Raw genomic sequence first — 13,348 nt, 5'->3', positions numbered from 1 at the left:
AGTAAAGCCAAAATTCAATTTTTAGATATATTGATTTATAATGTTTTCAAACAACTCTTGTTTACCACTTTGTAATGATAATTCACCATTTTCTTGAGCTATTTTGTATAAATCTTGTAAACTTAATTTGCCTTCTTCAAATTCTTTTCCTTTCCCAGAATCAAAAGATGCATAACGCTCTTTTCTAAGTTTCTCGTAAGGGGAAGAAGTCATGATTTTATCAGCAATCAATAAAGCTCTAGCAAATGTATCAGCTCCACCAATATGAGCATGGAAAACATCTTCTAAATCGGTAGAGTTTCTTCTGATTTTTGCATCAAAATTAACACCACCACCTTGTAAACCACCAGCTTTAAGGAAAACTAACATAGCTTCTGTTGTTTCTTGAATGTTATTTGGGAATTGGTCTGTATCCCAACCATTTTGGTAATCACCTCTGTTAGCATCTAAACTTCCTAACATACCAGCTTTTGCAGCGGTTTCGATTTCGTGTTGGAAAGTGTGTTGTGCTAAGGTCGCATGGTTTACTTCAATATTGATTTTGAAATCTTTATCTAAACCGTATTCTTTTAAGAAACCGATAGCAGTTGCACTATCAAAATCGTATTGGTGTTTAGATGGTTCCATTGGTTTTGGCTCAATAAAGAAGTTTCCTTTAAACCCTTTAGCACGTGCATAATCTCTACACATCGCTAAAAATTGTCCCATATGGTCTAACTCACGGCCCATATCTGTATTCAATAAGGTCATGTAACCTTCACGACCACCCCAGAACACATAGTTTTCGCCATTTAATGCCATAGTAGCATCTAAAGCTAATTTTATTTGTCCACCAGCTCTTGCCACCACATTGAAATCTGGATTGGTAGATGCACCATTCATGTAACGTGGGTTAGAGAAACAGTTTGCAGTACCCCAAAGTAATTTAACACCTGATGCGGCTTGTTTTTCTTTTAGATAGTCTGTGATAGTTGCTAATCTAGATTCAGATTCAGCAAATGTTGCACCTTCTCTAATTAAATCGAAATCGTGGAAACAGTAGTAACCAAATCCCATTTTGGTAATAAATTCGAAAGCAGCATCTGCTTTATCTTTTGCAGCTTGAATCGCATCAGAAGATTTATCCCATTCAAAACTTTGTGTTCCAGGACCAAATGGATCACTTCCTTGTCCGCAGAATGTATGCCAGTATGCCACTGAAAATTTAAAATGCTCACGCATGGTTTTACCTGCAACCACTTGGTCTGGGTTGTAGTATTTAAATGCTAATGGGTTGTCGGATTCTTTTCCTTCAAACTTAATGTCGCCAATACCTTTGTAGTATTCTTTGTTGCCTATAATTGCCATTGTAATTATAATTTAGTTAATGTTTATTTGTTATTTAATATGATTTCTAATTCGTTTTTCCAATTCTGATAAGCCTCAAGATACGGTATCTTGTCTTTAAAAGGCATAAACGTCATCACATGATCGTTGTCAATGATGGCTTTTCCGAAGCTTTCAAAATCGCCTTTGTGTAAATCTGCAGCACGTGCAGCTCCTATAGCACCAGTGGTATTATATATTTCTATTTCCTGCTCAATCAATGTGGCTACGGTATTTGCAAAGATGTCTGAGCGAAATAAATTATCGTTTCCAGCTCTAATAACAGTTGGATTTATACCATCAGATTTTAATATTTCCATTCCATACACAAATGAAAAGGCAATACCTTCTAAAGCTGCTCTACAAATATGTCCTTTATGATGATTGTTGAGGTTTAAATTTACGATTCTGGTACCTATTTCTTTATTATTAAGCATACGTTCTGCACCATTTCCGAAAGGAATTAAGCAAACGCCGTCAGACCCTACTGGAATACTTGAAGCCAAGTTATTCATCTCTTCATATGAATCTACATCTAAATTATTTAACAACCACCTGTACTGGATGCCAGCGCCATTAATACATAGCAATTTGCCAATTCTTGCCGCTTCATCCTTTTTATAGTTAACATGTGCAAAATTGTTAACGCGTGCGCTTTCTTTAACAGATAAACTGTCTGTTATGGCATACACGACACCTGAAGTGCCTCCAGTCGCAGCTACTTCTCCTGGATTAAATACATTTAAGGATAAGGCATTGTTTGGTTGGTCTCCAGCTCTATAATAAATAGGTGTGCCAGCAGCAATACCACTTTCGGCTTCTCCTTTTTCATCCACAACAGATTGTAAACCAAACGTATCAACAATATCTGGTACTAAGGATTCATCAATGCCATAATGTTCTAAAAGAAAATTGGCTAGGGTATTGTTTTTAAAATCCCAAAAGATTCCTTCAGAAAGACCAGAGATAGTTGTGTTTATAGTATTTGAAAATTTGTAAGCTACATAATCTCCAGGAAGCATGAATTTATAAATCTTGTTATAAATGTCTGGCTCATTATCTTTTACCCATTTTAATTTAGAGGCTGTGAAATTAGCCGGTGAGTTAAGTAATTTCGATGAGCAGGTGTCTTCACCAATCTCTTCAAAAGCTTTGTTACCAATTTCTACAGCTCTGCTATCACACCAAATAATACTTTTTCTAAGGGGTTTGCCTTCTTTGTCAACCACTACCAAACCGTGCATTTGATAAGAAATACCAATACCTTTTATTTGGGTTCTTGAAATATTATACTGTTTTTTTAAACGGGTAATGGCATTACATATATGTACCCACCAATCTTCTGGTTTTTGTTCTGCCCAACCATTTTTTTGAGCGAACATACTCATTTCTTGTTCTGGTTCTTGAACCACACCGATACTCTTCCCAGTCGCAACTTCAACTAAAGCCGCTTTAATAGAAGAACTTCCTATATCTAATCCTAAATAATACATAATTTATAATGATTCTCTTAATATTAATTTTGTTGGTATATAACTTTGTAATGGTTTGTCTTGTTTTATAAACGCAGCAGCTTTCGCACCTAATTCCTGAAAATCGGTTGAAATAACAGAAATACCTTTATAGATGAATTGTTTCATAGGTGTTTCGTTATAAGATAAAAAGCCCACATCGGTTCCTGGTTCAAAATTGTTGCTTCGGCATTGTTCTAAAAACATTCCTAAAACGCGATCACTCACACTAATATAAGCTTCGCCTTTTGTAATGATAAACTCACTAGTATTGGTAATAATTTTATATTTTAGATTATGTGATTCACAAAACTTTTTAAAATAAGTAAGCGATTCTGTTGGGTGACTTGTATAACTAGGGTACACAAAAACCACCTTCTTATATTTTTTGAAAGGAATAATAGCTTCCGTTAAAGCATTATAAAAGGCCTTTCCGAAATCTTGGAAGACATAATTTTTAGTGTCGGTTGAATGGATATTCCAATCTATTAATAATAACTTTTCATTATCAAATTCAGATAATATTACAGGTACATCTTTATGATTAAAACTCATAACGACATATTTGTAATATTTGCCCTTGCCATTATTTAAAATGGTTTTGAAATTACTAATGTTATAATGATGAAATTGTACATCTACAATAACATTTTTAGGTAAATTATTTACAAATGAATGATATAACACTTCTTTGTACGCTTTGAAGGTATCCAATACTAAAAGCACTTTCCGGGTATCATTAGCAACATAATAGCCTTTGTTGGGAACTGATTCTATAACACTATTTTCTTTTAAAATAGTATAAGCCTTAAATACAGTATCTCTAGACAGGCTATAATTATTGCATATGCTGTTAACAGAAGGCAAAGCATCTCCACTAGTCAGCGTATTGTTAGCAAGCGCATCATTAATGGCATTTACCAACTGCTGATATTTTGGAACATCGCTATTAAAGTTTATATCTAAATTCATTAAACCGTTCTGTTCTGTTCTGGTATGCAAATGTAATTATATTTTTTAATCGTACAAATACAATTATCGATTTTAACCAAAAATTTTACCAAATTCTAAATATGTGGATAAGTTATTGGTATAACTTTAAATCAAACAGTTATAATTTTTAACCAAAAGGAGTTGGGGTACTTATTTACGTTGGGTTTATAAAGTCTTCAATCTGAGAAGTTGTTAATTTAGGGTTGGCACCTTCACTTTGCGCCACCAACGCACCTACAGCACATGCAAAGTCTATAGCTTCTTGGGGATCAACATTATTGAGTAGTTTGCTAATCAAGGAGGCTAAAAAAGAATCGCCAGCCCCAACGGTATCTTTTACATCAATAAGGTATCCGCTATTGTAGTATAGTTTGTTATTATAAAGTAGTACGGCTCCATGGCTTCCTTTGGTAACACATATGTTTTTTGTGTTTGTTTTTTGTGAAATAAATCGAATGTTTTGCTCCATGGCATGGTATTTAGATTCTAAATATCCACTTACCTCATACAGTTCGTCATCGTTAAATTTAATAAAATCAGCCTTGTTCATTAAATGAATTAAAAGGTCTTTCGAGTAATAAGGAGGACGAAGATTTAAATCGAAAACTTTGTAAGGAGCGTATTCTAAAAGTTGAAATAAGGTGTTTTTAGAAACATGATGTCTTGTTGCCAAGCTGCCGTATATAAAAGCATCTGATCCTTTTACGCTGCCAATGGATGTGTCATTTATAAGAATATGATCCCAAGCACTGGGAAAATTTATATCGTAGGATGCAGACCCTTTTTCGTTGAGTGTTACTTGCACCTTTCCTGTTTTAAAAGCGTCAGTAATTTGAATATGTTCTGTGTTTACACCATTTTCTGCTATATAGTCTAGAAGCTTTCTTCCAAGGGCGTCATCGCCAACGCTGCTTATCATAGACACATCATTGCCTAAGGATTGCAATCGTAAAGCTACATTCAATGGGGCACCTCCAATTTTTTGATGATTGGGAAATACATCCCATAAGACTTCTCCGAAACAAATAATTTTAAACATACTTTTAGGATTGTTAAAAAGAATAGAAGAAACTAAAATTACAAAATATCTTTTGGAATAGAACCTATCACCGGTGTTTTATTATGGTTTTGATATGTTTTAAGTATTTTTTAAAGGGGATATAAATAAAAAAAGCCTCTACAATATTATTGTAAAGGCTTTAGTACTGAGGACGGGACTTGAACCCGTACAGCCTAATGGCCATTGGATTTTAAGTCCAACGTGTCTACCAATTCCACCACCTCAGCATGGAATTTTTTATAAGTTTCTGAGCGAAAAACGGGATTCGAACCCGCGACCTCCACCTTGGCAAGGTGGCGCTCTACCAACTGAGCTATTTTCGCCTATGTATTATGAACGTGCAAATCTTTCGATAGCGGATGCAAATTTAAAATTTTTATACTAAAACCAAAGCCTTTTTAATAAAATAATATTTTTTATTTCTAGGCTCTTTTTTTCTTTAAGAGCATACGCTTAATTTCATTCAATTTCATAAGGGCTTCTACAGGTGTAAGTGTATCAATATCAATATGTAATATTTCTTCTTTAATATTTTCTAGTAAAGGGTCGTCCAGATTAAAAAAGCTTAATTGCATCTCATTATTTAAAGATTTTACCTTCTCTGTTAGCTCTTCACTAGAGTGTGATTTTTCTAATTTCTTCAAAACTTGGTTAGCGCGATGCAAAACTTGTTGAGGCATACCCGCCATTTTCGCCACATGAATACCAAAACTATGTTCGCTGCCACCTTCCACTAATTTCCGTAAAAAAAGCACATTATCTTTTAATTCTTTAACGGATACATTAAAGTTTTTAATACGACCAAAGGTTTCGGTCATTTCATTGAGTTCATGATAATGTGTCGCAAATAATGTTTTTGGTTTTGAAGGATGCTCGTGTAAATATTCGCTTATAGCCCAAGCAATGGAAATGCCATCATAGGTACTCGTGCCACGACCAATTTCATCCAACAACACCAAACTTCTGTCAGAAATATTATTTAAAATAGAAGCGGTTTCATTCATTTCCACCATAAAGGTCGATTCTCCCATCGAAATATTATCGCTAGCACCAACTCTCGTAAATATTTTATCAACCAAGCCAATTCTTGCCGATTCGGCAGGTACAAAACTTCCTATTTGAGCTAATAAAACAATGAGGGCGGTTTGACGTAAAATAGCCGATTTACCAGACATATTGGGGCCCGTAATCATGATAATTTGCTGGGTACTTCGATCTAAAAATACATTGTTAGTGATATAGGGTTCGCCAATAGGGAGTTGTTTTTCAATAACTGGATGGCGACCCTCTTTAATATCTAAATCAAAGGAATTATCCATAACAGGATGCACATACTTATTATCTGTCGCCAATTGTGCAAAGCCACATAAACAATCAAGCTGTCCAATTAAATAGGCGTTTTGTTGTACAGGTTGGATATATTGATTGAGCCACATAACAAGCTCTGAAAACAACTGTTGCTCTATGCCTAGAATCCTATCTTCGGCACCTAGTATTTTGGTTTCGTATTCTTTTAGTTCTTCGGTAATGTAACGCTCGGCACTTACCAAGGTTTGCTTGCGTATCCATTCCGCAGGTACTTTATCTTTATGGGTGTTTCTAACTTCAATATAATATCCAAAAACGTTGTTGGAATCTATTTTTAAGGATGTGATGCCTGTGCGTTCACTTTCACGCTGAAGCATGTTGTCTAAATAATCTTTTCCCGATTTGGACAAGCCTCTCAATTCATCCAATTCCGAAGAAAATCCCGCAGCAATGGTATGGCCCTTTAAAACATTAACGGGCGCATCTTCATTAAGCATGGCTTTTATTTTGGCCCGAAGCACATCACAATTTTGAAGGGTATCGCCAATAATTTTAAGCGAGTCGTTATCACAATTTGATGCCAATGCTTTTATAGGAACGATCGCTTCCAACGAATTTTTTAACTGAATGACTTCTCGTGGATTGACTTTGCCAGTCGCCACTTTAGAAATCAATCGTTCTAAATCGCCGATATGTTTTATATGATTTTGAATTTTTTGATGTATCGCCGTTTCTTTGGTAAAAAAGCTAACCACTTCATGGCGTTGCTTTATGTTGTCCACACTTTTTAAAGGCAATGCCAACCAACGTTTTAACATACGTCCACCCATGGGCGAAATGGTTTTATCAATAACACTTAAAAGCGTTACGGCATTGTTGTTAGTGGAATTATAAAGCTCTAAATTTCGGATAGTAAATTTATCCATCCACACATACTCATCTTCGGCAATTCTGGAAATAGCAGTGATGTGTTGCAATTTGTTATGTTGCGTTTCCGATAGATAATGAAGAATGGAGCCCGAAGCAATAATGCCTTCATGCAAATCTTCAATACCAAAGCCTTTAAGCGTTTTGGTGTTGAAATGCTTTATCAGGGTTTCATAAGCATAATCGGGTTGATATACCCAATCTTCCATATAAAACGTATGGAAATCTTTCCCAAAAGTTTCATTAAAAAGACTGCGCTTTTGTTTAGAAACCAAGACTTCGCTAGGGCTAAAATTCTGTAACAGTTTATCAATATACTCAGCGTTGCCTTGTGAGGTTAAAAACTCCCCAGTGGAAATATCAAGAAAAGAAATCCCAATATGCTTTTTGTCAAAATACACCGAACATAAAAAGTTATTGGATTTAGAAACCAATACCTCGTCATTTAAAGCCACACCAGGGGTGACCAACTCCGTTACACCTCGTTTTACAATATCTTTAGTCAGTTTAGGATCTTCTAGCTGGTCGCAAATAGCTACGCGTTCACCAGCCTTAACCAGTTTAGGTAAATAATTATTTATAGAGTGGTGCGGAAAACCGGCCAATTCAATTTCACTGTCGCTACCAGCACCACGTTTGGTTAAGATGATACCTAAAATATGAGCAGTTTTAATAGCATCCTCCCCAAAGGTTTCGTAAAAATCGCCCACCCGAAACAATAGCAAAGCATCAGGATATTTTGCCTTAATCGAATTGTATTGTTTCATTAAAGGGGTTTCTTTTTTAGCCAATGGAAAAGTGGTTTTTAAATGTTATTTTTGCTCGTGTTGATTTCAAAATAGTAAAATTGCTAATGTAGATATTATTTGATATTTTTTGAAATCAAGATGTTAGAAGTTATCTACAATTATTAACATTGTATGGATTGAAAAATAGCCACAAATGCACGAATATATATTTTAATTAGGGTATCCGTGGCAAACACCCTTAAAAATGAGATTCCCACCTTCGTAGGGATGGCAAAAAGATTTTTTTGAAATGCGAAAACTAAAGAACAGTGAATTAGACCGATTGAGTGTTGAAGATTTTAAATCGGTAAAAAAAACACCGCTAATCATTATCCTCGATAATATAAGAAGCCTGAACAATATTGGTTCCGTATTTAGGACCAGTGATGCCTTTTTAATAGAGAAGATTTATCTCTGTGGCATCACCGCCACGCCACCGCATAAAGACATTCATAAAACGGCTTTAGGAAGCACCGATACCGTTGCTTGGGAGTATGTTGAAAACACCATCGATTTGATTGAAAAATTAAAAGCCGACAACGTGAAAATCTGTTCCATCGAACAAGCTGAAAATGCCACCATGCTAAACAACTTTACGACAAACCCTCAAACAACCTATGCCTTGGTTTTTGGTAATGAAGTAAAAGGGGTGTCTCAAAGTGTCGTGTCTGCAAGTGATGTGGTGATTGAAATCCCTCAATATGGTACTAAACACTCATTGAACATTTCAGTGAGTGTTGGAGTGGTTGTTTGGGACTTGTTTTCTAAGTTGAACACATAATTTTGCAATTCCAGTTTTGATGGGATATTGAAAAAGTATCATAAACTAATTATTAGCTGTTTTTTTAACCTTTATTCATAGCCAATATTCTGTCTATACGTAATCTATAATCTGGTTTTTTGCTTGTGTTTGTATCAATAAATAATTCCGAATGATTTGTTTTAGAATAGACGTTGAAAAAAGAAGGGTTTCCGTACCAATTCTCTAAATCTTCATTGTCATCTTTAAATTTTGAAGAAATATTTTTACTGCAATTGTTAAAATATATGTTTTTAAGCTGTATTCTAGACAAACTAGCATCATTAATTTTTATGTTTTCATCCAGCATTATGGCGTTATTAAAACCAGAAATCACACTTCTTTCCATCCTAAAATTTGTATGGTCGCCTACATATATAGATTCCCTTATTAACCCCAATTCAATATCATGCTCTACGTTTTCTGTATCCGTTAAAAGCGTCATGTTTTCTGCTACTACAAAGGTTTCTTTTTTAGTAGGATCCACCTCATGGGCAGTATCATAAGAAACTACGTTTATACTTCTAGAATCGGTTGAGGATACATAAGGAGCGCGAACAGCCAATGAGTTGTATATAGTACAAGTGGCACCATCACTAAAATTATAGTCATTTCCCTTAGCTTTATAAGAAACCATATGTTCCATGTTAACGTCTCCGCCCATAACACTTACAGAATTACCAGCCGAATAGCTTACCATAACATTATTTATGCTTGTTTTGGCTCCTACACCTGCTAATAATAAAGCATTGGATACTTGGGAATTTTGCGATGTCCCTCCTGCGTATTCAATTCTCATATAGGATATAAATCCGGAATTGTTTTTTGGTGTTTCTCCAACTGAATGGCTGTCTTTATAGTTTGAAGTGTCAAGATCTGCATAAAGAGAATTTACTGAATTTTCCCCCATAGTCTTTGTATATCCCTCTCCAAGTACTATGATGCCTCCCCAATCTCCTGCTTTTTTTGTCATGTTATTTGAAGTGAAAACAATAGGATCGGTGATGGTCCCTTCTGCTATGATGCCAGCTCCTGCGGTAATAGTCAGTGTGGCTTTAGATTTGGAATCTCCCATAATCACTGTGCCTGGTTCTATACTCAGAATGGCATTATTTGTAACAAAAACATGTCCTAATAGCAGGTACGTGTATTTTTTATACAGTACGGTATCTTCTGTTATGTTGCCAGATAAGATATGGGTGTTTTCTTTATAATCGACTTTATTTGGCATAAATTCTGTCCAGATATTTAGCCAATTGTTAGAGCCTATGATGCCTCTTTCTTGTTGGGCATTAAGAGATCCTGAAACTAGTATTAGCAAGCATATTATTTTAGTGGAATTTTTCATGATAATAGATTTAATTATTAAACAAGCATTATAAAACCGAATAATGCCTTTTTAACTTTTTACTGAAAAGTTGTTAATAAAGCTATTGTCAACTAAGTACATTTCTTTAGTTCGCTTATTTTGAATGAGCATTTTCTCTTTAAAGGAGTATAATTTTTTTGAAGGGATGCCTAGACTCAAAACAGCTTTTTTTGATACCAATTGATTTTTTGAAAACCCGTGAGTTGGCATGCTTAATACATAATAGCTGTTTACAAGCTCAAAATTTCCTGCGATGTCCTCAGGAGACACCATGTTATTCTGTAACATATAGCCATTGGCACTCTTTGAATCTTTAGTCAGCTTTTTCTTAGTATGGGATAGTTTCTCTCTTAAAGCCACTGAAGAAACATAGGTAGGCATTTCTGGGGCTTTAATTTTAGCATCTAGTTTCAATACAATCTTGTTTAAATGCACTTTCATATCCTCAGGCTTTAAAGTTAGAAGCAAAAAACCAGCCTTCATTTCTTTATTTATCTCGTTATCTGAATAAAAAAGATCTCTCATATGATGCTTTAAGGCTAGAATCTGTGACTCTTTTAAAAGCGTTACTTTTTTTCCAAACGATTCACTGGAGTTATTAAAAGCAATGACCTTGTTTTTAATAATCGATATATCATTAATTTTAGCAAGAGCTTTGTCGTAATCAGCCTTTTTAGAAAGACTATCGGCGACTAACTTTTCTAATTCCGTTTTTAATGTTGTGTATTCAGGATTTGTTGATTCCTCTATGGCAGCGTAAGACACGCTATAGATTTCTGAAGCAGATTGTCCTTTTAATTCTAATTTCCTAGTATGTAGTCTGTTAAATTCAAAATCCTTTTCTTGAGACTGTGTAGTACACACCGTTAAGAATGCAAGAATGGGCAATAAGAATATTGTTTTCATAAGTAATAAATTAAATTCAATAAAGTAAATGAGGGTAGGTCAAATGTAAATGCTAACATATTATAACCTCAAAAAAATTCGATTAAGGGCATTTTTAGTAGTTTTAATAGCTTAAAATCATGTATTTAGGCATTATAAATCGTTGGAATTCTGTGAATTCACAAATTCTAAAATAGATAGAATGCTATCCTAGGTAGTGTAAGTAATGTAATAATTGAACGTTAAAAAGTTTTCTGAGTTTATCATTCTAAGATGGATGTAGGATTCACTTTTAATTTTTTAGATTACCGACTCTTAATAAAACAGATTTCATATGTCAAGATGTTTTCTCCTTATTTAACACCTCATATCTTTACGAAATCTTTATAATACAATAGCTAACTTTGTAATAAAAATTTTGGATTTTCTTCGAACAAGGAATTACAGCAAAAAGAATCAATACTTGATAAGTGTTCTACTCGTCGTGCTTACTGCTGTTTTGTGTTTTTTCTTGGTAGGCTTTATTGGTTATAGAGCTGTTGCTCTTATTTTGCTTTTGGTTGTTTCTCTCAATGCCATTCTTTTTGATATTTTTCCAGTGATGCTTTCGGCATTGTTAAGTGCGTTAATTTGGAATTTCTTCTTTATCCCACCAATATTCACATTACATATAAGCACTGCAGAAGATGGATTGATGTTTTTAATGTATTTTGCCATTGCTTCCATTAATGCGGTTTTAACCTATAAAATAAGGGAAGTGGAGCGCAAGGAAAGAGATGAAGAAGAAAAGGTAAAAGCAATCAAACTTTATAATACCTTGCTCAATTCGCTTTCGCACGAATTGAGAACGCCTATTTCAACCATTATTGGGGCGATTGACACCATAAAAGACAATCAAACCAAACTTTCTGATAGTAACCGTTATGAGCTTTATTCTGAAATTGAAATTGCGGGATTACGACTCAATAGGCAAGTAGAAAACTTGTTGAGTATGAGTAGACTTGAGGCTGGATTTATTCAGCCCAAAAAGGATTGGTGCGATTTGAATGAGCTTGTGTTTACCGTTATAAAGGACAATAAAGAGGCCGCGACTTATCATAAAATAGAGTTCATGCCAAATGAAAAATTACCTTTGTTTAAATTGGACAGAGGGTTGGTAGCGCAAATACTGCATAACCTTATCCATAATGCCATACAGCACACTCCCAGAAATTCTACTATTAGGATTGATCTAGAATATAAAGAAGCCCACTGCATTATTCATATTTCTGATAATGGCAAGGGGTTTCCAGAAAATGAAATGGATTTTGTTTTTGACAAATTTTATCGTTTACACAATACTGCAGCAGGAGGAACTGGTTTGGGACTTTCCATTGTTAAAGGATTTACTGAATCCATGAACGGTAACGTGATTTTAGAAAATTTACCAGAAGGAGGAGCCAAATTCACAATTGAAATTCCTTGTGTAATATCACAAAATACAGACATCGACAATGAATAAGGCAGAAATACTCATTATAGATGATGAACCACAAATTAGGAAATTGCTCCAAATAAATTTGGAAAGCAACGGCTATAAGGTTGTTCAAGCAAGCACAGGAAAAGAAGGGTTGATAGTATCTGCTAGTCATCCACCCGACTTAATTTTGCTTGATATTGGTTTGCCGGATAAAAGTGGTCATCAAATTCTAAAAGAGTTAAGGGAATGGTATAATAAACCCATCATTATCCTATCGGTTCAAGACAATGAAGCGGATATTGTTTCTGCTTTGGATAATGGCGCAACCGACTATTTAACTAAGCCTTTTCGAACAGGGGAGTTATTGGCACGAATTCGTTCGGCAATTAAAAGAAGTCAGAATACAGAAAACAATTCAACCATACTTTGCGGAGATATTGAAATAGATTTAATTGCCCGAATAGTTAAGCGAAAAGAAGACATTGTAAAACTCACTTCAACGGAATATAATTTATTGGCATTGTTTGCCAAAAACGAAGGGAAAGTGTTAACTCATCAATTTATTCTAAAAGAAATTTGGGGTTATAGCTACCAAACAGAAACACAATATCTTCGGGTGTTTGTTGGTACACTTCGCAAAAAGATTGAAGAAAACCCCAACAATCCTCAGCACATCATCACAGAAAGTGGTGTTGGGTACAGATTCCAGTAATAATATGCCTCCCACTGGCATTACGGGACATAAGCCGTCCTCTTTATAAAATCTTTATAAGATCTCATTAAACCTTGATTTTTTGCATATCACTTTCGTGTGAACTTTGTAGCATTAAAATTTTACAAGAATGTGGCGGGTTTTTTTCTATGATGAGTATAACAGCAAACCA

General features: G+C 34.7%; 10 protein-coding genes and 2 tRNA genes. 3 read left to right on the top strand and 9 right to left on the bottom strand.

What is annotated here, in order from left to right:
- Positions 1–21 precede the first annotated feature (21 nt).
- From xylA to mutS, 7 genes are all read right to left on the bottom strand, one after another.
- Positions 22–1,347 carry a xylose isomerase gene (xylA, locus tag DKT72_RS14115; RefSeq protein ID WP_111309390.1) on the bottom strand — a complete coding sequence of 442 codons (1,326 nt, stop codon included), beginning with the start codon at positions 1,345–1,347 and terminating at the stop codon, positions 22–24.
- Positions 1,348–1,370: 23 nt separating this feature from the next.
- A complete protein-coding gene (locus DKT72_RS14110; RefSeq protein WP_111309389.1) occupies positions 1,371–2,858 on the bottom strand; it encodes a xylulokinase in 1,488 nt (495 codons plus the stop codon).
- Between the two features lie 3 nt (positions 2,859–2,861).
- Positions 2,862–3,848, bottom strand: coding sequence for a GntR family transcriptional regulator (locus DKT72_RS14105; protein ID WP_111309388.1), 987 nt, complete (start codon positions 3,846–3,848; stop codon positions 2,862–2,864).
- A 175-nt stretch (positions 3,849–4,023) separates the two neighbouring features.
- Positions 4,024–4,908 (bottom strand): carbohydrate kinase family protein, encoded by an 885-nt coding sequence (locus DKT72_RS14100; protein ID WP_111309387.1) that lies wholly within the window; start codon positions 4,906–4,908, stop codon positions 4,024–4,026.
- A 164-nt stretch (positions 4,909–5,072) separates the two neighbouring features.
- Positions 5,073–5,156 (bottom strand) — tRNA-Leu (locus DKT72_RS14095).
- Between the two features lie 23 nt (positions 5,157–5,179).
- A tRNA-Gly gene (locus tag DKT72_RS14090) sits at positions 5,180–5,252 on the bottom strand.
- A gap of 99 nt (positions 5,253–5,351) precedes the next feature.
- Positions 5,352–7,931, bottom strand: coding sequence for a DNA mismatch repair protein MutS (gene mutS / locus DKT72_RS14085; protein WP_111309427.1), 2,580 nt, complete (start codon positions 7,929–7,931; stop codon positions 5,352–5,354).
- A 271-nt stretch (positions 7,932–8,202) separates the two neighbouring features.
- On the opposite strand from mutS, the gene DKT72_RS14080 reads away from it, so the two are divergent.
- A complete protein-coding gene (locus tag DKT72_RS14080) occupies positions 8,203–8,733 on the top strand; it encodes an RNA methyltransferase (protein ID WP_111309386.1) in 531 nt (176 codons plus the stop codon).
- Positions 8,734–8,797: 64 nt separating this feature from the next.
- On the opposite strand, the gene DKT72_RS14075 is transcribed toward DKT72_RS14080, so the two are convergent.
- Together DKT72_RS14075 and DKT72_RS14070 are read right to left on the bottom strand one after the other, a co-directional pair.
- Positions 8,798–10,099 (bottom strand): beta-helix domain-containing protein, encoded by a 1,302-nt coding sequence (locus DKT72_RS14075; protein ID WP_111309385.1) that lies wholly within the window; start codon positions 10,097–10,099, stop codon positions 8,798–8,800.
- Positions 10,100–10,150: 51 nt separating this feature from the next.
- Positions 10,151–11,026: a hypothetical protein gene (locus DKT72_RS14070; RefSeq protein ID WP_111309384.1), complete on the bottom strand. Its 876-nt coding sequence runs from the start codon at positions 11,024–11,026 to the stop codon at positions 10,151–10,153.
- Positions 11,027–11,468: 442 nt separating this feature from the next.
- Here DKT72_RS14070 and DKT72_RS14065 point away from each other — a divergent pair, with 442 nt between their 5' ends.
- Both DKT72_RS14065 and DKT72_RS14060 read left to right on the top strand, forming a co-directional pair.
- Positions 11,469–12,506, top strand: coding sequence for a sensor histidine kinase (locus DKT72_RS14065; protein WP_235841711.1), 1,038 nt, complete (start codon positions 11,469–11,471; stop codon positions 12,504–12,506).
- Complete coding sequence (locus DKT72_RS14060; protein WP_111309382.1) at positions 12,499–13,176, top strand: response regulator; 678 nt, start codon at positions 12,499–12,501, stop codon at positions 13,174–13,176. Before DKT72_RS14065 ends, DKT72_RS14060 begins: the two co-directional genes overlap by 8 nt.
- The last annotated feature ends 172 nt before the right edge of the window (positions 13,177–13,348 follow it).

Origin of the sequence: Confluentibacter sediminis, from assembly GCF_003258355.1 — a bacterium.
GTDB classification, from domain to species: Bacteria; Bacteroidota; Bacteroidia; order Flavobacteriales; family Flavobacteriaceae; genus Confluentibacter; species Confluentibacter sediminis.
The sequence above is the reverse complement of the archived record's forward strand: the minus strand, read 5'-3'. Positions and strand labels throughout refer to the sequence as shown.